Origin of the sequence: Plantactinospora sp. WMMB782 (assembly GCF_049179135.1) — a bacterium.
Lineage (GTDB): Bacteria > Actinomycetota > Actinomycetes > Mycobacteriales > Micromonosporaceae > Plantactinospora.
The window spans coordinates 4,949,620-4,970,062 of record NZ_JBMHMC010000007.1 but is presented as its reverse complement, the minus strand read 5'-3'; the positions used below and the strand labels follow the sequence as shown (position 1 = coordinate 4,970,062).

Here is a 20,443-nt window from a genome sequence, read left to right as displayed (position 1 = left end):
TCCTGAGATTCGGAAAGTGTGGCTGATTGGGCGCCTTTTTCAGCGTTGCTCGGCATTTAGCTGCTAATAGCAGGATCAGCGGCCACTCAGCCGGACGATATGTGGTCCGGGCCACACGGGGGGTGCGAACGACTTTAGTTACTGGCTAGTAGCATCCGAGGTACCCGCCCAGCCGGGCCCCTGCGGCAAGGAGGCTCCAGTGCCCCGTGAAGTCCGGGACGTCGTCTTCGTCGACGGCGTCCGCACCCCGTTCGGCAAGGCAGGTGGGATGTACGCCCACACCCGCGCCGACGACCTGGTGATCCGCTGCATCCGCGAACTGCTGCGACGCAACCCCGTGCCGCCGGAGCGGGTCGACGAGGTGGCGATCGCCGCCACCACCCAGACCGGCGACCAGGGCCTCACCATCGGCCGTACCGCAGCGCTGCTCGCCGGGCTGCCCAGGACGGTTCCCGGGTACGCCATCGACCGGATGTGTGCCGGGGCGATGACCGCGGTCACCAGCGTGGCCGGCGGGATCGCGATGGGCGCCTACGACGTGGCGATCGCCGGCGGCGTCGAGCACATGGGCCGGCACCCGATGGGCGAGGGCGTGGACCCGAACCCGCGGATCCTGGCCGAGAAGCTCGTCGACCCCTCCGCCCTGGTGATGGGCTCCACCGCCGAGAACCTGCACGACCGGCTCCCGCACATCAGCCGGCAGCGGGCCGACGAGTACGCGCTCGCCTCGCAGGTGAAGACGGCCAAGGCGTACGCCAACGGCAAGCTCCAGCCCGACCTGGTGCCGGTGGCCGTCCGGGACCCGGAGAACGGCTGGGGACTCGCCACCGTCGACGAGGCGCCCCGGGAGACCTCCCTGGAGAAGCTGGCCACCCTGAAGACACCGTTCCGCCCGCACGGCCGGGTCACCGCCGGCAACGCCGCCGGACTCAACGACGGTGCCACCGCCGGCCTGCTCGCCGCCGAGGACGTCGCCCGGGAACTCGGGCTGCCGGTGGCGATGCGGCTGGTGTCGTACGGCTTCGTCGGGGTGGAGCCGGAGGTGATGGGGTACGGCCCGATCCCGTCGACCGAGAAGGCGCTGCGGATCGCCGGCCTCTCCATCGACGACATCGGCCTGTTCGAGCTGAACGAGGCGTTCGCGGTGCAGGTGCTGGCCTTCCTCGACCACTTCGGCATCGCCGACGACGACCCCCGGGTCAACCCGTGGGGCGGGGCGATCGCCATCGGCCACCCGCTCGCCTCCTCCGGGGTACGGCTGATGACGCAGCTCGCCCGGCACTTCGCCGAACACCCCGAGGTGCGGTACGGCATCACCGCCATGTGCATCGGCATCGGCATGGGCGGCACGGTCATCTGGGAGAACCCGGCCTGGGAGGGTGGCGACAAATGACGGTTCCACAGAACCCGAACGAGGTGGTCACCCGGGCGCTGCTGCGCCTGGTGCGGGTGCCTGGGCTGGACCGGCCCGCCGCACTGATCACACTGGACAACGGGCTCGACCACACCAAACCGAACACCTTCGGCCCGGCCGGGCTGTCCAGTCTGGACGATGCGGTCACGGCAGCGCTCGCCGCAGACCCGGCGTTCGTGGCGGTGACCGGCAAGCCGTACATCTTCTGCGTCGGCGCCGACCTGACCGGCCTGCCGCTGCTCTCCGACCGCGACCAGGCCCGCCAGATCGGCCGGCTCGGCCACCGGGTCTTCGGCCGGCTGCGCACCAGCACCGTGCCGACATTCGCCTTCGTCAACGGCGCCGCGATGGGCGGCGGGCTGGAGCTGGCGCTGCACTGCCACTACCGGACCCTCTCCGGCGGCGCGGCTGCGCTGGCCCTGCCCGAGGTCTCCCTCGGGCTGGTGCCCGGCTGGGGCGGCACCCAACTGCTGCCCAACCTGATCGGCATCGCCGGTGCCGCCCAGGTGGTCATCCAGAACCCGCTGATGCAGAACCGGATGCTCAAGCCGAAGCAGGCCGCCGAGCTGGGCATCGCGGACGCACTCTTCGAACCGGCCGACTTCCTGGAGCGCTCGCTCGAATGGGCCGCCCAGGTGGTGCGCGGCGAGGTCCAGGTGTCCCGACCGGAGGTCGACCGGGAGATGTGGGACGGCGTGCTCTACTTCGCCAGGAAGACCCTGGACGAACGGCTGCACGGCGCGGTGCCGTCCGCCTACCGGGCGCTGGAGCTGCTCGAACTGGCCCGCGAGGCGCCGGACGCGCCGGCCGGAGGCGACCCGGACGGACTGCCGAAGGGGATGGCCGCCGAGGTCGAGGCGCTGGCCGACCTGGTGTTCAGCGAGGAGTTGCGCAGCGGGCTCTACTCCTTCGACCTGGTGCAGCGCCGGGCGAAGCGGCCGGCCGGTGCCCCGGACAAGGGGCTGGCCCGGCCGGTGACGAAGGTCGGCATCGTCGGCGCCGGCCTGATGGCCTCGCAGCTCGCGCTGCTGTTCGCCCGCCGGCTCCAGGTCCCGGTGGTGCTCACCGACCTGGACCAGTCCAGGGTGGACAAAGGCGTCGGCTACGTGCACGCCGAGATCGACAAGCTGGTCGGCAAGGGCCGGCTTCCCGAGGGTACGGCCGCCAAGCTGCGCGGCCTGGTCAGCGGCTCGGTCGACAAGGGCGTCTTCGCCGACGCCGACTTCGTGATCGAGGCGGTCTTCGAGGACCTGGCCGTGAAGAAGCAGGTCTGGGCCGAGCTGGAGAAGATCGTTTCCCCGGAGGCGGTGCTGGCCACCAACACCTCCTCGCTCTCGGTGAGCGCGATGGCCGCCGACCTGGAGCACCCGGAACGGGTGGTCGGATTCCACTTCTTCAACCCGGTCGCGGTGCTCCCGCTGCTGGAGATCGTCCGGGGCGAGCGGACCGACGAGGCCACCCTGGCCACCGCCTTCGCGGTCGGCAGGGAGCTGCGCAAGTCCTGCGTACTCGTGGCCGACGCGCCGGCCTTCGTGGTCAACCGGCTGCTGACCCGCTTCCTCGGCGAGATCTTCGCGGCCGTGGACGCCGGCACCCCGCCCGAGGTGGCGGACGCCGCGCTCGACCCGCTCGGCCTGCCGATGCGCCCGCTGGCGCTGCTCCAGCTCGTCGGGCCGGCGGTGGCGTACCACGTCGGCGGGACGCTGCACGCCGCCTTCCCGGACCGGTTCGCGGTGAGCGGGAACCTGCGCCGGATCGCCGAGTCCGGCAAGCCGCTGGTGGTCGACGGTGACGTCAACCCCGAGGTGGCCGGCCTGCTGGAGGTCGGTTCCGCTCCGCTGACCGCCGAGGAGGTACGCCGACGGGCGCTGGACGCGCTCGCCGAAGAGGTCCGGCTGATGCTGGACGAGGGTGTGGTAGCCGAGCCGCAGGACATCGACCTGTGCATGCTGCTCGGCGCCGGCTGGCCGTTCCACCTCGGCGGGATCACGCCCTACCTGGACCGGTCCGGCACCGCCGAGCGGGTCACCGGCCGCCGCTTCCTGGCACCGGGCCTGGCCAGCCTGCCCGGCTGACCGACCGACGATCGCGGTGACCAGGGACCTGTCCCGGCGAGTCGCACGGCGCGCTGTGCGACCTGGTCCCTGATCACCGCGATCTGCCCGGACGCCGGCGGTGAACGCCGACCGGCGGGTCAGCCGGTCCGCAACCGCCAGCCCTCGAGATGGGTCGGTGCGGTGGTGTTCTGCGGGTAGTAGCCCCACTCCTCGCACCGGCCGCCGGTCGCCGGCTGGCCGCTGAGCGAGGTCGTCGTCCGCCACGCCTCCACCGCGTAGCTGACCTGGTACGCCTCCACCCCGTACTCGGCGATCAGCCGGCTGCGCGGCGGAACCGGCACGGCGATGCTCACCCCCCGCTCGGTGACCTGGGTCGCCACGATCTGGGTGCTGATGTTCGTGGTGAAGAAGTCCTGCTGCCCGCTCGCGGTGATGCCCACAGTGGTCTGGATGCTGAAGGTCCGGGACACCCGCGAGGTGATCGTGTAGTTGACCGTGCTGTCCGTGCCGTTGTCGAGCAGTTGGCCGTCACTGACCAGGAACGTCGGCGTGGCGCTGTGCAGGGTGTAGCGGTAGCCCTCCCAGACCCGCCAGCCGCGGCCGTTGGAGATGACCCGCCAACTGGTGATGCTGGCCGGGCACGGGACGATCGCGCCGGCACTGGCGACGCCGGGCGCGACCGCGACCGCCGGTACGGCGAGCCCACCGGCGAGCAGCGAGAGCACCCCCAGCCGGGCCCGCCAGCGCCCTCCGCTCCGCCCCGCGGAGCTGCCGAACTTGACCTTCCAGGTGTTCACGAGACCTCCCGGAGATACCCGACGCGGTTGCGCCGTACGGCTTGGCAACAGTGCTGGTGGCGGAGCGTCGCGGTGCGGCCTGCCCGGCCGGGCGGGGGCGCCGGCCGGGCAGGACTCGAGATTCGCGTACCGGACTGAACCGTCACTGGACGCCGACTGGATTCGTCCCGTCGACAGGACCCGGACACCGACCTTCACGGGTCCCGCACACCGTGCGCACGGTCTGCACGGCAGGCACACGCACGGAAGTGGAGGCCGGCCGGGTCCCAGACGTCGACGACATGCCCTGACGATAGGCCGGCTCGTCGCCGACGGCCTGTCGTGGCCACATGTCCACGCCGTGGCCACCTGCCGTCCCGAGGCCGAATGGCCGGCCGGTCGACCCGTCGTCACGGCCGAGCCGAAGCGGTACGCGGGGTACGACATCGGCGTGATCCCGTTCAGTTAGTCGCCCGCTGCCCACCCCGGCGGTCAACCGCCGCTTGGCCGACTGCCCGGCTGCGGGCCGCCGCCACACACCGCTGCCGGTGCGGAACGGTGTGTGGCGGCCCGGCGACTCAGCCGGTGCGCTCGGCGACGCTGCGCTCCACGCAGAACTCGTTGCCCTCCGGGTCGGCCAGCACCGCCCAGCCGGTGCCGTCCGGCCGCCGATGGTCGGCGGCCAGGGTCGCGCCCAGTCCGAGCAGCCGCTCGACCTCCTCGTCCCGGGTCCGGTCGGCCGGTTGCAGGCAGACATGCAGCCGGCTCGGCCCCGAGTTGCCCTCCGGCACCTGCTGGAAGAAGACCTGCGGGCCGACGCTGTCCGGCGCCAGCAGGGTGATCTCGTCGTCGCCGGGCTGGTCCTCCGGGCGTAGGGACCGGTCCAGCACCGCCGCCCAGAAGCGGGCCAACTCGTACGTGTCGGCGCAGTGGAAACTCACGTTGTGGATGGTGGAACTCACGGATCCTCCGGATGGAAGTGTGCGCCTCGCGGAGGAACGCGGTTCGGTCAGCGGTGGCCGAGGCGAGGCACGGGACAAGACGTGGAAACCATCACCGCACCTCCCTCCCATGATCCGGGCTGACGGCGGCAAGCTTTGCACGAGCGCCACGGGATTGGCAATCCGGTTTCCCGCCGCCCTCCCGCCGCGCCGGGTGGGCACTTCCGGTGGGCGCTCGGACAGCGACGCCAAGCACACGGAAGGCCACCAGGCGGTGAGCGACACGCCGGAAATTCGACCGGTACACCGGCTGGACCGCTCCGGCCGCAAGGATGAACGATCAGGCCGGCTGGTCCGCTGCGGGGGACGGCCCGAGAGGAAGCACGACGACAGGCAAGGAGCGACCGGTGCCCCTCCCACAGCTTCGCCGGGTCCGCTGGGCCGTACGCGCCACCCTGGCCCTCGGGGTGGCCGCCTCGGTGGTCGCCAACATCCTGCACGCCCGCGACAATCCGATCAGCCAGGCGATCGCCGCCTGGCCACCACTGGCGCTGCTGCTCACCGTCGAGTTGATCTCACGGGTGCCGGTGCACCGCCGCTCGCTGGCGTTCGCCCGGATGGCCGCCACCGCCACCATCGCCGGGATCGCCGCCTGGGTGTCGTACTGGCACATGGTCGGGGTGGCCGCCAGGTACGGCGAGACGGGCGCCTCGCCGTACCTGCTGCCACTCTCGGTCGACGGGCTGATCGTGGTAGCCAGCATCTGCCTGGTCGAGCTGGGCGGCCGGATCTCCGCCGCCCAGGCCGCCACGACTGCCGCCCAGGCCGCCACGGCCGGCACGACTGCCGCCCCGGCCAGCACGACTGCCGCCGCCTCGACGGCCACGGTGATCCCGTCGGCCCCGGCGGTGCAGCCCGCCGTCCCGACCGAGCCGGCCGGCCGGCACCCCGACGAGGCCACCGCCACCCCACCCGCCGTCACCGGCCCGGGAACCGCCCGGCCCACCGGCACGACTACCAGCCGACCCGCCGCTGCCGGCCCGGCCCGACCGACCAGCACGGGTGCGGCCCGGCCAGCCAGCCTCGGAACGAGCGGGTCCGGGACACCAGTGCCGGCCCTGACCTCGGCGGCAGCGGGCGGGACGTCCCGGAAGCGCGCCCCGGCCGGCCGGACGGCCAAGCCGGGCAGCCAGGCACGGCCCCGCCGCCCGATCACCGAGACCGCCGCACTGGCCGCCGCGATCCAGGCGGAGCGTCCCGAGGCCAGTGACGCCGACGTGGCGCAGGAACTCGGCATCACCACCGCCCGGCTGCGGGCGATCCGCCGCGAGGTACGCGACCTCGACCTGGTCGCCTGAACGCCGGCAAGGCTCAGTCGGGCACCAGCAAGGCTCAGTCGGGCACCTGCAAGGCTCAGTCGGGCGTCGGGGCCGTACCCGGGCCCGGCTCGGCGAGGCCGGCCGGGGTGCCGGCGGTCGGCTGGGGAGGCGTACCCGAACCGGACAGCCCGGCCGGGGCGACGCGGCCGGCGACCGAGCCGAGCGGGTCGGTGCTGGCCGCGCTCACCGCGTTCGGCGGTGACAGCGGCCGGACCGGCACGGCGACCGGGTTCCCACCGACCGCCGCCGAGGCGGCCACCACCGGAGTGGTCTCGGCCGCCGGCAGCGTCACCGTCACCTCCAGCCCGCCGCCGTCCTGGGCGATCGCGCTCACCGTGCCGCCGTGCGCGTCGCAGACGGCACGGACGATCGACAGGCCCAGCCCGGAGCCACGGGCGCCGGTACGCTCCCGGCCGCCCCGCCGGAACGCCTCGAACAACCCGGGCACGTCCGCCTGCTCCACCTCGAACCCGGTGTTGCCGACCACCAGCCAGGCCTGCTCGGGACCCGAACCGGTCCGCACCCACATCCGGCCGTGCAGGTGGTTGTAGCGCACCGCGTTCTCGATCAGGTTGCCGGCCAGCCGCTCCAGCAGGCCGGGATCGCCGACCACCGGTGCCGGGGCCAGCGCCGTGGAGACCTGGAGCTTCAGCCGGGTGGTCTCGTTACGCACCGCCGAGAGGGCCGCGCTGGCCCCGGTGGCCAGATCGGTCGGCGCCTTCCGGGCCAACCGGCGGCCCGACTGCGCCTCGCTGCGGGCCAGCACCAGCAGCGCGTCGACCAGGTTGTTGGCCCGCTCCGAGGCGTCCCGGACCACCGTGGCCATCCGCCGGTACTCGGCCACGTCCGCCTCGTCGTCGGCCATCGTCACGTCGATCTCGGTACGCATCACCGCCAGCGGGGTACGCAGCTCGTGCGAGGCGTTGGCGACGAACCGCTTCTGCGCCTCGAAGGCGTCGGCGATCCGGTCCAGCATCGCGTCGAAGGTGCCGGCCAGCTCGGCCACCTCGTCGTCCGCCCCGGAGTAGCGGATCCGCTGGTCGAGGGTGGCCTCGCCGAGCCGGCGGGCCGTCGAGGTGACCTGGTGCAGCGGGCGCAGCGCCCGGCCGGCCACCGCGTACGCCCCGGCCACCCCGACAATGCTGATCACCAGCAGCGCCAGCAGCGCCTTGACCAGCAGTTCCCTGGTGGCGGCCCGGGCCATCTCCTGATGCCACTGGATCGCACCGACCGTCCGGCCGTCCGAGAGCACCAGATCGGGGTTCGACCGGAGCTGGATGTCCGGGGCCAGCGCGTCCCGGACCAGCAACCAGGCGAGCAGCACCAGGATCGCACCGGCACCGATCAGCAGGATCCCGTTGAGCAGGGTCAGCCGCAGCCGCAGGGTGGGCCGCACCCGGGGCCGGCGGCGGGTCAGATAGACGGTCATGCGCTCACCTGCCCCGGCAGGTACGGATCGGCCACCCGGTAGCCGGCGCCGACCACCGTCTCGATCAGCGGCGGATCACCGAGTTTCTTCCGCAGGGTCATCACGGTGACCCGGACCGTGGTGGTGAACGGGTCGGTGTTGGCGTCCCAGACCCGTTCCAGGAGTTCCTCGCTGGAGACCACCGCCCCGCGCGCCTTGACCAGTTCCTCCAGTACGCCGAACTCCTTGCGGGTCAGGTCCACCGCCGCACCGCCCCGGGTCGCGACCCGGCGGGCCGGGTCGACCGACAGGTCGGCGACGGTAAGTACCGGCGGGGTGACCGGGGTGGCCCGGCGGCCGAGCGCCTGCACCCGGGCGACCAGCTCGTCGAAGGCGAACGGCTTCGGCAGGTAGTCGTCGGCACCGAGTTGGAGCCCCTCCACCCGGTCGGCGACCGTGCCGCTGGCGGTAAGCATCAGCACCCGGGTCAGGGTGCCGGAGCTGACCAGGTCGGCGCAGATCTGGTCGCCGTGCACGCCGGGCAGGTCCCGGTCCAGCACCAGCACGTCGTACCGGGTGACGAACGCCATCTCGTGCCCGGTCGAGCCGTCGTAGGCGACGTCCACCGCCATGCCCTGTCGGCGCAGCCCCCGGACGATCGCGTCGGCGAGGTTCCGCTCGTCCTCCACCACCAGTACCCGCACCACGACCTCCCCGGCTGCCTGTACGGGACAACCTATCCGCGCCCGACAAGTGACAGCCCGCTGGCGCTCACCCGCTGGTGTCGGCCCGCTGTCGTCCGGGCAGTCGCCACACCCCGATCGAGGCGTCCATCCGCCGGCAGTGCAGCACTGTCGCGCTCAGCCGGCAGTCGCCGGAGACCTCGGACAGCACTGCCAGCAGCCGGGCCCGCCAGGTCGCCGGATCGAACTCCAGCACCCGGGCCCGCCGGTCCGCGCCGTACCGGACGCCGACGAGTCGCGCTCCGCGTGGCGTCAGGTGCCCCATGGCGCCGAGGTCGGCGAGTACCCGTCCGGTGGCCGGGTCCAGCACCGCCAGCGCCCCGTCCGGGCCGGAGCCCTCGGCGGCGACCAGTGCGTCGCCGACCGCCCAGAGCCTGGTCCAGCGCCCGTCCGACCAGCGGGTCGCGCCGGTTCGCGGGTCCCAGACCCGGACCCCCCGCTGGGGACGCAGACTGCACAGATCGGCTCCGCAGGCGACCGGCCCCCGTCCCCTCTGCGGGTCGGTGCGCACGGACCAGCGCCGGTCCAGCTCCGGCAGGCGGTACCCGGTCACCGTGCTCTCGTCGTACACCAGGAACATCCCGGTGGTGACCTCGGCGTCGAAGCGGGGCGGCGAACCGGTGACCGGCACCGGCAGCCGCACCGCCCGGACGACGGCCCCGGTGCCCAGGTCCCGCACCTCGACCAGGCCGGACGGCAGGGCCAGGACCAGCGTCGACGCCCGCGCGGGTGCCGTCGGGTCGGCCGACGTCGCGTCGAAGCGCGGCAACACGCCGTCCGGCACCGGCAGCGACCACCGCACCGCGCCGGAAGCCGGATCCACCGCCTCCAGCCGGCCGGACCCGGCCGGCGCCCCCGGCCGCCCGTCCCCGGCCGTCGTCCAGAGCACCAGGTCGCCACCGTCGCTCGACACCATCAGGATCGCCTGGCGCTCCCAGGCCACGGTGCCGGTCCGCACGTCCAGCACGGTCAGCCGGGCGCTCCGAGCCAGCGACGGTTCCGGGTGGGTCGTCAGCAGCAGTCGGTCACCGAGTACCTGGAGGTCGTCGACCACGTCGGGCGGCGACAGCCGCCAGCGCGGCTCGACCCCGGGCAACCCGTAGGCGACCAGTTCCCGGCCGCCCCGGACGCCCGGACCGGACCTGTCGGGTTCGCTGACGACCAGCCAGTCCCGGCCGGCGAGGACGGTGGCGCCGAGCCGGGCCGGCACCACCGATTCCGGCCACGGCCGTGGGAAGGGATTTCCGGCCGCCACCGTGCCGAGTACGACGATCAACATCGCGCCCAGCAGGAACGGCCGGACCGCCCCGCGCCGCGCCGCCCGACGCCGGTCCGTCCGGTGCGCCGTCGTCCGGTCCGGTCCGGTCGGCTGCCCGCGCGACCCGCCGGCCAAATCCCCGAGCTCGATGGTGGGCATCCTGCTGCTCCTCCCCCGCTCTCCGTTCCGACGCCGCTTTCGCCTCCGGGACTCCCGCTCGCATCCGGGCGCCGCCGTCCGGTGCGCCGCCGTCCGGACGGGGCGGGCGGCGGGCGCCGGTGGGCGCCCGGATGGTCCGGTATGGCCGCCGTGCTGCGCGGGCACGTTCCGGATACACCGGAGCGGGTACCGGCAATTCGGACGCGAAGCCACCTGTACGATGGCGCCTCGTGGCAGTTCCGGTGGTGGACAGTTCTTCGGACGCCGAAGCCAGCTCGACCGAGGTCGGTCGCTCCCGACAGTGGCGGATGCTCCGCCCTCCCGTCCGGATCGACATACTGGCCATCGGAGCGTACGTCCTGCTCGGCGTCTTCGTCTGCGCCAACTACTGGGTCGACGTGAACCACCGGGTGTCGTCGCACCTGCCGACCGACCACAGCTGGTTCGAGTGGCTCTTCGCGCACGGCGCGTACTCGGTCCGGCATCTGGAGAACCCGCTCTTCTCCGCCCGGCAGAACGCCCCGGACGGGGTGAACATGATGGCGAACACCTCGCTGCTGGGCGTGACCCTGCCGCTGGCCCCGCTCACCTGGGCGTTCGGCCCGCAGGTGACGTACGCGCTGTATCTCGGCGGGGTGTTGGCGGCGACCGCGGCCACCTCGTACTGGGCGCTCTCCCGGCACCTGGTCCGGTCCCGGGGTGCGGCGTTCGTCGGCGGCGCATTCCTCGGTTTCGCCCCCGGCATCGTGCACCACGCCAACGGGCAGCCGAACTTCGTCTCCAACTTCCTGCTCCCGCTGATCGTCGTGCGGGTGTTCCGGCTCGGCGAGCCGGGTCGCTGGCTGCGCAACGGGCTGGTGCTGGGGCTGCTGGTGGCGTACCAGATCTTCGTGAACGAGGAGATGCTGCTGCTCACCGCGCTGGCCTGCGCGGTGGCCGTGCCCCTCTACGTCGCCTTCCGGTGGTCGCTGATGCGCGGCCGGATCTGGACCCTCCTGCGCGGCCTCGGCGTCGGCGGCGCGCTGGCGCTGCTGCTTGCCGGCTACCCGATCTGGTACCAGTTCAACGGTCCGCAGTCCTACCGGGGCCTACAGGGCGGCGTCTTCCACAACTGGGGCGAGGATCTGCGGGCCTTCGTCACCTACTCCCGGGACACCATCGCCGGCTCGCCGGAGGTGGAGAAGACGATCGGGGTGACCGAGCAGAACACCTGGCTGGGCTGGCCCCTCGTCGGTCTGGTCGTACTCGTCGCGGTGCTGCTCTGGCGGGGCTCCGTCGTCGCCCGGATCGCCGCGCTGCTCGGGGCCGGTTTCGCGCTCGCCTCGCTGGGCCGGCAGATCCGCTACGACGGCCAGCTCACCGAACACGAGGGGCCGTGGCACCTGCTGCCGGAGGACCTGCCACTGGTCGAGATGATGATGCCGACCCGGCTCAGCCTGGTCACGGTCGCCACCGTCGGCATCCTGGTCGCGCTCGCCTGGAACGAGGTCGCCAGGACCCGACCGCGACCGGCGACCGCGAGCACCACCGCGCCGGCCAGCTCGATCGGCACGACGTCGAACGGCACGACACCCGACGGCACGACACCCGACGGCACGACGTCGACCGTCCCGGCCGACACCGTCCCGGCCGACACCGTCGCGGCCAGCGCGTCCGGCAGGACCGACCCGCCCGGCACGACGGCGGCCGGCCGGACCGACCCGGCTCCGGCCAGCACGAACGGCACCGCTCCAGGCCGCCCGGACAGTGCCGGGCCGGTCGCGCGGCGGCTGCGGATCCTGGCGTACGCGGCGATCGTGCTCGCGCTGCTGCCGATCTTCCCGCGCCCGCTGCCGGCCATGCACATCGACCCGCCGCCGACGTTCATCACCTCCGGAGCCTGGCGACCCTACGTACCAGACGGCCGGACCCTGGTGCCGGTGCCGATCCCGAGCAACGTGCACGGCCTGTCCACGCTGCGCTGGAGCGCCCTGACCCAACATGCGTTCCCGATCCCGGCCGGCTACTTCATCGGCCCGGACGCCGACGGCTTCGGGGTCTTCGGAGCGCCGTCCCGGCCGACCAGCCTGCTGATCTACGGAACCATGGACCGGGGCGCCGCACCGCTGATCACCGAGGAGAACCGTCGGCAGGCTGTCGAGGACCTGCGGTTCTGGAAGGCGTCGGTGGTCGTGCTCGGTGACCATCCGGCCGCGCCCGCCCTGCACGTCCTGCTGGCCGGACTGCTCGGCCCGGGACAGCGGGTGGACGACGTCTGGCTCTGGGACGTCCGCCCGCTCGTCGACTGACGTCCGGCCGCCGGCGGTGGCTCAGCCGACGAGAGGGCGGACGTCCCAGACCCAGGCGCCGGAGATGTCCCGGCCCGGCCCGAGCAGCTGGTCCAGGGTCTCCCGGACCGGTACGCCCCGGTGCAGGCCGCCCTGCACCACGATCGCGGCCCGCCAGTGCCGCAGGTCCTCGACCGCCTGCCGCCGTTCGAGGTCACCGATCGGCGGGACCTCGCCGGTGGCCGCCACCCGGTCCAGCAGCACCGCCGTCGGGCGGTCCGGCGCACCCCAGCGCCCCTGCGGATCGTCCGGGCCGGTGGGTCCGATGAAGTAGCCGCCCGGCGTGGTGAAGGCCAGCCCGGTCCGGGCCGACCAGAACATCCCGGCGGTCGCCTCGGCGCCCCGGGTCGGCGGGACCGCCACGAGGGTGCGCCCCGGCGGCACGTACGAGCGCCACTCGCCGGTGGCGACGAAGTCCGGTACCGGCCAGACCGGTCTGGTCTGCAACGGAGTCGGCGTCAGCGGCAGCAGGGCGGCGGCCACCGCCCCGGTCCAGAGCAGCCGGACCGGCACCCGCCCGCCGGCCACCCCCGACCGGGCCGCCGTCGCAGCCCCGGCCGCCGTCGCAGCCCCGGCCGCCGTCGCAGCCCCGGACGATGCCGTCACACCGGCCCCCACCGCCGTACCGGCGCCCGCCGTCCGCCGGAACACCTCGTCGAAGGAGAGCGCCAGCAGGATCGCCAGGGCCGGTACGCAGATCAGCGGGAACCGCGCCGGCACCGCCAGGTCGATCGGCGGCAGCCCGGAGACCAGCCGGTACGGGCCGGGCACGTCCAGGATCTCCCCGTTCAGCCGCAGGTCCTCGCCGAGGGAGAGCGCGGAGAAGACGAGTACGCACAGCGCCAGCGCCCGCACCAACGGTCGGCGCCACAACCAGATCGCCACCACCGTGCAGAGCACGATGAGCGCCAGCCCGAAGAAGGAGTTCTCCTCGGTCAGGTTCGGCGACAGAATTCCCGGTACCGAGTCGTGACCGGTGATCGTCTGCCGGGACGCGGCGGTGAACGACGCCAGGTCCAGCGGGTACGCCTTCGGGTCGAAAGGCAGCCCGCGATAGTGTCCCGGGCCGAAGAACTGGAACCACAGCGGGTACGCCAGCAGCACCACCCCGACCAGCGTGCCGACGCCGAGCCGGCCGAGGAACGCCGGAGCGAGCCGCCGGGCGGTGCGCGGGGCGGCTGCCGCGTAGCCGACGGTGAACAGCCCGCAGGCGAGTACCAGGAAGGCCAGTACCTCCTCGCCGAGGAAGACCTGGTAGCTGACCAGCACGCCGAGCAGTACACCGCGCCGGACCACCCGGTCGGTGCGCGGGTCGAAGACCACCGCCAGGATCGCCGGCACCAGGAACTGGGCGATCATGTGCAGGTGCCCGGTGGCCTGCGAGATCATCCCGGGCGCGAACCCGCAGAACAGGCCGGCGACGGCGGCGCCGAGGCGGGAGCCGACGATCCGGCGGGACAGGAAGAGGTACCAGGCGGTGGCCGTACCCGCCAGCGAGAGGACGACCGCGAGCAGATAGCTGGTCTGCGAGCCGGAGAGCAGGGTCACCGGGGTCAGCGGGACGCCGAGGCCGAGCACCGAGGTGTTCGCCATCAGGTTGATCCCGTCCGGTGCGTTCAACGCGGTGCTGTAGAACGGGTTCTCCAGGTGGGTCACCGCCCGGGCCGCCCGGGCCAGCATCCACTCGAAGAGCATCATGTCGTTGCCGGCGTACGTCATCCGGTCCCGGTGCAGCCACAGCCCGGAGGTGACGTGAACGGCGGTGACCAGGTAGAGCAGCACGGCCGCCGCGTCGACGAGCGGCCCCCGCCGCCGCGCCGCCCAGGCCCGCAGTCCGCCGAACCGGCCGGCGGCGGCGTGCCGGAGGGTCGTCCACCGGCCGACGCCGGGCGTCGACACCGCCGCCGGGACCGCGACGTCGGGCGCGGTCTCGGCGGGTCGCCCCGGCCCGCTCACCCAGCCGTGCGGTCGGTCAGGGCGCGGACGTCCCACAGCCACACGTCACCGGTCCGCCGGGCCGGGCCGGCGAGCTGGTCGACGGTGCTGCGCAGCGCCTCGACGTTGTGCTGCTTCAGCGGCAGCACCAGGATCGCGGCCCGCCAGTGCCGCAGCTCGTCCAGGGCGCGTCGGCGCTGCCGGTCGTCGAGCGTCGCCGGCTGGCCGCTGGTGGCGACCTGGTCCAGCACCGCGCTCAGCCCGCTGGGCCGCCCGCCGAACCGGCCCGGATCACCGGTGTTGCCGTTGCGGGGCGCCAGGAAGTAGCCGCCGGGGATCTTGAAGTCGAGGTTGACGGCGGCGGCCCAGCGCATCCCGTTGGTGTGTCCCATCGCCGGGATCGGCACCGGAACCAGCGTCTGGTCCGGGCCGACGTACGGCCGCCACTGGCCGGAGGTGATGAAGTGCGGCACCGGCGGCCGGCTCACCTCGCGCAGCGGCAGCGGCAGGATCGGCACCAGCGCGATCGCCAGCGCGGCCACCACCACCGCCCGCACCGTCCGGCGGTCGGCGACCTCGGACTTCCAGGCCCGGTCGGTGGCGAGGGCGATCAGCAGCCCGATCACCACCGTGGTGATCAGTCCGAACCGGGTCGGCACCACCGCGTCCAGCAGCGGGGCCTTGACCAGGACGTCCCAGGGTCCCCAGAGGGCGCCCCGGTTCCACCAGGAGATCCGCTCGCCCAGCGACAGGATCGCGAAGAGCAGGCCGGTCACGGCGAGCGCCCGGATCACCACCTCGCGGCGGAGCCAGACCACCACGGCCACGGTCAGCAGCGCCAGGCTCCAGCCGAAGAAGGCGTTCTCCTCGGAGTAGTTCGGGGCGAGGTCGGCGTTGGCCTCCTGGTTGCCGCCGAGCGTGGTGGAGCCGGGTACGAAGAACGCCGCCAGGTCGTTGCCGTAGTCGCGTACCGCGTCGCTGAGTCCGTGGTACGCCTGCCGGCCGGCGAACTGCACGATCAGCGGGTACGCCAGCAGCGCCCCGGCGAGCACGGCGCAGACCGCCAGTCCGGTGCCGAGCGGACGCCACGCCGCCTTCCAGCGGGCCGGTTCCTGCGCCAGCACGGCGAGCAGGAAGACGCCGCAGGCCATCGCGGTGAAGAGCAGGATCTCCTCGTTGATGAACGCCTGGTAGGTGACGAGCAGCGCCAGGATCACGCCGTCGACCACCGGCCGGGTGGAGCGGATCAGCACCAGTACCCGCCAGACGATGAACGGCAGCAGGAACTGCGAGATGATGTTCGGATGCCAGTTGGCGTGCGACAGCAGCGCCGGGGAGAAGCCGCAGAACCAGCCGCCGACGACGGCCGCGACCGGGCTGCCGACCAGGTGCCGGGACAGCACGTAATACCAGGCGGAGGCGGTGCCGGCCAGGCCGAACGTCACAAGCACCACGAAGGAGACCGCCGGGCCGAACAGCAGCGTCACCGGCACCATCGGGATGCCGAGTCCCAGGATGGCGGTGTTGGCCATCAGGTTGACGCCGTCAGGATAGTTCAACCGGTCGGTGAAGAACGGGAACTCGCCGTGCAGCACCACCCGTACGGAGTGGGCGAGGAAGTACTGCACCTGCGCCGGGTCGCTGCTGTAGAGCGCGGCGACCCGGCCGGCCGGGTCGAGCCAGATCTGGCTGGTCACCCAGAAGCCGGCGACCAGGAAGGCCGCGTACACGACGAGGTCGCGGCGCCAGGTGGGCCAGCGGGCCGGTCGGGTGGCCGGACTGCCGGTGTTCCGGTCCGGGGTGCCCGGATCCCGGTCGGCGTCGCCGGAGCGCGGGGCCGGCTCCCGACCGGCCGGTGCGGTTTCCGAACCGGTCTCGGAACGGGTGCCCGAACCCGTCGACTCCGCCGCGCCCCCGTCGGTTCCGGTCGCCGTTCGGCTGCCTGACTCGGGGCCCTCCGGGTCAGGCGTGCTGTGCAGACGTGGCTCGGCAAGCGTCACAGTCGGCGGAGTCTACAGGAGTACCCCTTTGGTCCCAGTTGCCTGGGCGGCGGGTTTCCGCAGGGCGAGTCGCGGTGCCGGAGGCGGTGGTTCCCGATCGGCCGGGCTTTTCCGGGTCACGCCCGAGCCGCGTCCGAGATCTCGTAGGATGTGGCTTCTGTAGACGACTGAGGCGGATCGGGAGCACAGCGGTGGGTTCACTCGCTCGTAGCGGGATCGTCGGCACGGCCCTCACCCTGGCCCTCCTCACCAGCGGGTGCGGCACCGTGCCGAAGGAACCTCCGGTCGCGCTCCGGATCGGCTACGACACACTGGACGGCACTCTCCAGGTGTGGCCCTCGCGGGGTTCCCTGGCCGGTGACGCGACGGCTGCCGCCGCGGTGGCCCGGGCCGTCGACGCATGGCGCTCCCCGGTCGAGGACCGGGTGCACCTGCCCTCCTCCGGCATCCTCTGGCTCGGCGAGGTCGACGGCGGCCGGCTGGCGCTGGTCGCCGCCGACGTGCCCGGCGAGGCGGCGTCGTGGCTGTTGCAGCTGACCGGCGACGGGGCGGACTTCACCGTCGACCGGGCGGTCGAATACAGCGACCCCGGCTACCTGGTCTACTCCGACGTGCTGCCCGTGCAACTGCCCACCGGCCGGCGTTACCTGGTCTCCGCCCGGGTGGACCGGCTGCTCGGGCCGGACCGCCAGCCGCTCGCGGTCACCGACGGCCTGACCGGTCCGGTCGCGCTGCCGTCGTGTGCCGCCCGCACCGTCACCGCCCGGTTGCGCCCCAGCGAGTCGCTGCCGACCGGCAAGTCCGCCGACCGGCTCGTCGACCTGGGCACCGGCGTCGAGGCACCACGCTATCCGCTGCTCGTCGACGGCACCGGCTCCTCCGCCGCCGCCGTGCTGGAGGGTCTGGACACCTGCGCCCTCGCCGCCAAGACCGGTCCGTTCGGCAGCATCCCGCACCGGGTGCACGGCGAGGTCCACTCCGGATCGGTGCCGGCCTCCTGGCCGATCGACCAACTCCGCAGCAAGGAGTTGGCCAAGGTCGAGCTGGCCGGCGCCGGGCCGGAACCGGTCCGGCTCGAACAGCTGAGCTGGCGCACCGACGAGGGGATGATGACGGCGGCCCTGCTCCGGCCGGCCGACGGTCCGCCGGTGGTCTCGGCCGCCGACCGGCTGGAGCCGCTCCAGGCGTACGTCCTGCCGCTGTCCAGCCCCGTCGTGGTGCTGGCCTGGACACCGGACCCGGAGACCACCAGCCTCACGGTGCCGCCGAACACGACCCGCCTGGTCGACCGTCCCGGCCTGGTCGTGGTGCCGAAGCCGGCCGAGCGGGAGACCTTCAGGTTGATCGGCCCGGACAAGACCACCGACCGCTCGGCCGGCGGCAAGTAGGAGAAGTACGGCGGCGCCGACGAGCCCGGTCACCAGGACCGGACCGTCGGCGCCGACTGTGCCGGGTCAGCCCCGGCCGTTGCGTCCCTTCGCCGCCCGGTCGCCGTTCGGGGTGGCCACCCGGACCGGGGCGATCGGCTCGTCGTCGAGCTGGGAGACCCAGCCGGTGACGTCCCGGGCCACGTCCTGGGCGGTCAGTCCGAGGTCGGCGAGGATCTGTGCCCGGCTGCCGTGCGGCTGCCACACCGGCGGTACCCCGAGGTCGCGCACCGGCACCCGGACGTCGGCGTCCCGCAGCGCCTTGGCCAGGGCGTCACCGACCCCACCGGCGCGTACGCCGTCCTCGACGGTCACCACGAGTCGGTGGCTGGCGGCCAGGGTGACCAGTTCGCTCGGCACCGGCCGGACCCAGCGCGGGTCGACCACCGTCACGCCGTAGCCCTGCTCGGCGACCCGGGCGGCCACCTCGACGCCGAGCTGCCCGAACGCGCCGACCGCGACCAGCAGCACGTCGGTACGGGCCGACTCGGCGAGTACGTCCACCCCACCTGCCACCGAGTCGGCGGCGGTGACCCGGCGCAGTGCCGGCAGGTCGGCGACGACGGCACCGGTCGGGAAGCGCAGGATGGTCGGCCCGTCCTCGACGGCGACCGCCTCGCGCAGCTCGGCGCGCAGGGTCGCGGCGTCCCGGGGGGCGGCGATGCGCAGCCCCGGCACCACTCCGAAGACGGACATGTCCCAGATGCCGTAGTGGCTCGGCCCGTCCGGACCGGTGATCCCGGCCCGGTCCAGCACGAACGTCACCGGCAGCCTGTGCATGGCGACGTCGAGCAGCACCTGGTCGAAGGCGCGGTTGAGGAAGGTCGCGTAGACCGCGACCACCGGGTGCAGGCCGCCCATCGCCAGGCCGGCGGCCGAGGTGGCGGCGTGCTGTTCGGCGATGCCGACGTCGTAGACCCGCTCCGGGTACTTGCCGGCCATCGTGGCGATGCCGGTCGGCTCGGCCATCGCGGCGGTGATCCCCACCACGTCCGGCCGCTCGTCGGCGATCGCGACCAACTCGTCGGCGAAGACCTGCGTCCACTTCACCGAGGACGCGGCCAGCATCTTGCCGGTCTCCACGTCGAAGGCGCTCGGGCTGTGCAGGCAGTCGGCGTCGTCCTCCTCGGCCGGCCGGTAGCCCAGCCCCTTGCGGGTCACCGCGTGCACTATCACCGGCCCGCCGAAGCCCTTGGCCCGGCGCAGCGCGGACTCCATCGCCGCCACGTCGTGCCCGTCGACCGGGCCGAAGTACTTGATGCCGAGGTCCTCGAACATCGCCTGCGGCGCGACCGCGTCCTTGATGCCCTTCTTGACCGCGTGCAGCACCTCGTACATCGGCTTGCCGACCAGCGGCGTGGAGCCGAGCGCCTCCTTGACGGTGTCCAGCACCTTCTCGTAGCCGGGGTTGAGCCGCAGCGTCGCCAGGTGGTCGGCCAGGCCGCCGATCGTCGGTGCGTACGACCGGCCGTTGTCGTTGACCACGATGACCAGCGGGTTGCGGGCGGCGGCGATGTTGTTGAGCGCCTCCCAGCACATGCCGCCGGTCAACGCCCCGTCGCCGACCACCGCCACGACGTTGCGCGACTCGCCGCGCAGCGCGTACGCCTTGGCCAGTCCGTCCGCGTAGGAGAGTGCGGTCGAGGCGTGCGAGTTCTCGATGATGTCGTGCTCGCTCTCGGCCCGGCTCGGGTAACCGGAGAGGCCGCCGCGCTGCTTGAGCTGGTCGAAGCCGTCCTGCCGGCCGGTGAGCATCTTGTGCACGTACGCCTGGTGGCCGGTGTCGAACAGGAAGCGGTCCCGGGGCGAGTCGAAGACCCGGTGCATGGCGAGGGTCAGCTCGACGACTCCGAGGTTCGGGCCGAGGTGCCCACCGGTCCGGGAGACCTTCGCGACCAGGAAGTCCCGGATCTCGGCGGCGAGCAGGGTCAGGTCCTCGGCGGACATCCGCTTGACGTCCTGCGGTCCCCGGACCGCACCCAGCAGCCGTCGTCCGTTCGACGTCTCCGACTCCGCCGCGGTCATGCCGTCACCTCGCGCTCGGCAGGGGTATCGGGCCGCACGGCGGTGGGCTGGCTGATTCGCTCCCTACACAGGCTCATAGCCGCAGAGTCTATCGGGGCGGGCCGGACGCGCAGCCGGGCCGCCGAAGCAGGGCCACCGGATCCGGGTGGAGATCGAGGACGACACCCGCCACCGATCATCAGAGTCCCGTTGACCGGACGGTGGACGGTCGCGGACAGTCGACGACCCCGCACCGCGAGTGGTGGGGCGGTGGTCCGCCAAACGAACGAAAAATCGGGCAGATGCCGCCAAGGGCCGTAGCATTGCCGGTAACCCACCCTCCTCGAAGGTTGCGACATGTCGCCTGCTGGCTCCCGCCCCGACCGGTCCACCGGTCGCGCCCGAACCACCCCGACATCCGGCCGGTACGCCGTCGGCCAGTTCCTCGCCGTCGGCATCGTGCTGCTGGTCGCCCTGCCGTTGCTGCCGCTGATCGCGCTTGTCGTCGCCTGGATCCGGCTCCGCGACCGGGCTGCCGCCCGAGCCGCCCGCCGGGATACGGAGGCGGTCCCCACGGCGCCCCGGTCCGCCCTACAGGCCACTCCCTGACAGTCG

The 20,443-nt window shown here is 73.1% G+C and carries 13 protein-coding genes and 1 pseudogene; 6 read left to right on the top strand and 8 right to left on the bottom strand.

The genetic code is table 11. The annotated features are described in order from the left end of the window. The first annotated feature begins 199 nt into the window (after positions 1-199). The gene (locus ACN28A_RS24560; RefSeq protein WP_421398469.1) at positions 200-1,393 is read left to right on the top strand and encodes a thiolase family protein; all 1,194 of its coding nucleotides are present in this window, start codon (positions 200-202) and stop codon (positions 1,391-1,393) included. Next, on the top strand, positions 1,390-3,489 hold the full coding sequence (locus tag ACN28A_RS24555) for a 3-hydroxyacyl-CoA dehydrogenase NAD-binding domain-containing protein (protein ID WP_421398467.1): 2,100 nt from the start codon (positions 1,390-1,392) through the stop codon (positions 3,487-3,489). Before ACN28A_RS24560 ends, ACN28A_RS24555 begins: the two co-directional genes overlap by 4 nt. A gap of 119 nt (positions 3,490-3,608) precedes the next feature. On the opposite strand, the gene ACN28A_RS24550 is transcribed toward ACN28A_RS24555, so the two are convergent. Next, positions 3,609-4,268 (bottom strand): hypothetical protein, encoded by a 660-nt coding sequence (locus tag ACN28A_RS24550; RefSeq protein ID WP_421398465.1) that lies wholly within the window; start codon positions 4,266-4,268, stop codon positions 3,609-3,611. Between the two features lie 557 nt (positions 4,269-4,825). Continuing rightward, positions 4,826-5,209 carry a VOC family protein gene (locus tag ACN28A_RS24545; RefSeq protein ID WP_421398463.1) on the bottom strand — a complete coding sequence of 128 codons (384 nt, stop codon included), beginning with the start codon at positions 5,207-5,209 and terminating at the stop codon, positions 4,826-4,828. Positions 5,210-5,595: 386 nt separating this feature from the next. Here ACN28A_RS24545 and ACN28A_RS24540 point away from each other — a divergent pair, with 386 nt between their 5' ends. Continuing rightward, positions 5,596-6,546 (top strand): DUF2637 domain-containing protein, encoded by a 951-nt coding sequence (locus ACN28A_RS24540; protein ID WP_421398462.1) that lies wholly within the window; start codon positions 5,596-5,598, stop codon positions 6,544-6,546. 292 nt (positions 6,547-6,838) lie between these two features. Here the strand turns inward: ACN28A_RS24540 and ACN28A_RS24535 are convergent. The 3 genes and pseudogenes from ACN28A_RS24535 to ACN28A_RS24525 form a co-directional block, all read right to left on the bottom strand. Then, positions 6,839-7,984 (bottom strand): annotated as a pseudogene (locus tag ACN28A_RS24535) (sensor histidine kinase); the annotation flags it as partial. An 8-nt stretch (positions 7,985-7,992) separates the two neighbouring features. Next, a complete protein-coding gene (locus ACN28A_RS24530) occupies positions 7,993-8,679 on the bottom strand; it encodes a response regulator transcription factor (RefSeq protein ID WP_278060498.1) in 687 nt (228 codons plus the stop codon). A 67-nt stretch (positions 8,680-8,746) separates the two neighbouring features. Further along, entirely contained in the window at positions 8,747-10,135 is a 1,389-nt protein-coding gene (locus tag ACN28A_RS24525) for a PQQ-binding-like beta-propeller repeat protein (protein WP_421398460.1), read from the bottom strand. Between the two features lie 242 nt (positions 10,136-10,377). On the opposite strand from ACN28A_RS24525, the gene ACN28A_RS24520 reads away from it, so the two are divergent. After that, entirely contained in the window at positions 10,378-12,423 is a 2,046-nt protein-coding gene (locus ACN28A_RS24520) for a hypothetical protein (protein WP_421404630.1), read from the top strand. Between the two features lie 21 nt (positions 12,424-12,444). Here ACN28A_RS24520 and ACN28A_RS24515 read toward each other — a convergent pair whose 3' ends face one another. Next, on the bottom strand, positions 12,445-14,418 hold the full coding sequence (locus ACN28A_RS24515; protein WP_421398457.1) for a hypothetical protein: 1,974 nt from the start codon (positions 14,416-14,418) through the stop codon (positions 12,445-12,447). After that, the gene (locus tag ACN28A_RS24510; RefSeq protein WP_421398454.1) at positions 14,415-16,397 is read right to left on the bottom strand and encodes a hypothetical protein; all 1,983 of its coding nucleotides are present in this window, start codon (positions 16,395-16,397) and stop codon (positions 14,415-14,417) included. Before ACN28A_RS24510 ends, ACN28A_RS24515 begins: the two co-directional genes overlap by 4 nt. Before the next feature lie 191 nt (positions 16,398-16,588). Between ACN28A_RS24510 and ACN28A_RS24505 the strand changes: the two genes are divergently transcribed. Then, entirely contained in the window at positions 16,589-17,785 is a 1,197-nt protein-coding gene (locus tag ACN28A_RS24505) for a hypothetical protein (RefSeq protein WP_421398452.1), read from the top strand. Between the two features lie 66 nt (positions 17,786-17,851). On the opposite strand, the gene dxs is transcribed toward ACN28A_RS24505, so the two are convergent. Then, positions 17,852-19,849, bottom strand: a complete 1,998-nt coding sequence (gene dxs / locus ACN28A_RS24500; protein ID WP_421398450.1) for a 1-deoxy-D-xylulose-5-phosphate synthase — start codon at positions 19,847-19,849, stop codon at positions 17,852-17,854. Between the two features lie 336 nt (positions 19,850-20,185). On the opposite strand from dxs, the gene ACN28A_RS24495 reads away from it, so the two are divergent. Continuing rightward, complete coding sequence (locus ACN28A_RS24495) at positions 20,186-20,437, top strand: hypothetical protein (protein ID WP_421398448.1); 252 nt, start codon at positions 20,186-20,188, stop codon at positions 20,435-20,437. Positions 20,438-20,443: the final 6 nt, after the last annotated feature.

Coding starts and splice junctions, on each gene's coding strand:
- ACN28A_RS24555 (WP_421398467.1), top strand. CDS start 1,390: ATGACGGTTCCACAGAACCCGAACGAGGTGGTCACCCGGGCGCTGCTG.
- ACN28A_RS24525 (WP_421398460.1), bottom strand. CDS start 10,135: ATGCCCACCATCGAGCTCGGGGATTTGGCCGGCGGGTCGCGCGGGCAG.
- dxs (WP_421398450.1), bottom strand. CDS start 19,849: ATGACCGCGGCGGAGTCGGAGACGTCGAACGGACGACGGCTGCTGGGT.
- ACN28A_RS24495 (WP_421398448.1), top strand. CDS start 20,186: ATGTCGCCTGCTGGCTCCCGCCCCGACCGGTCCACCGGTCGCGCCCGA.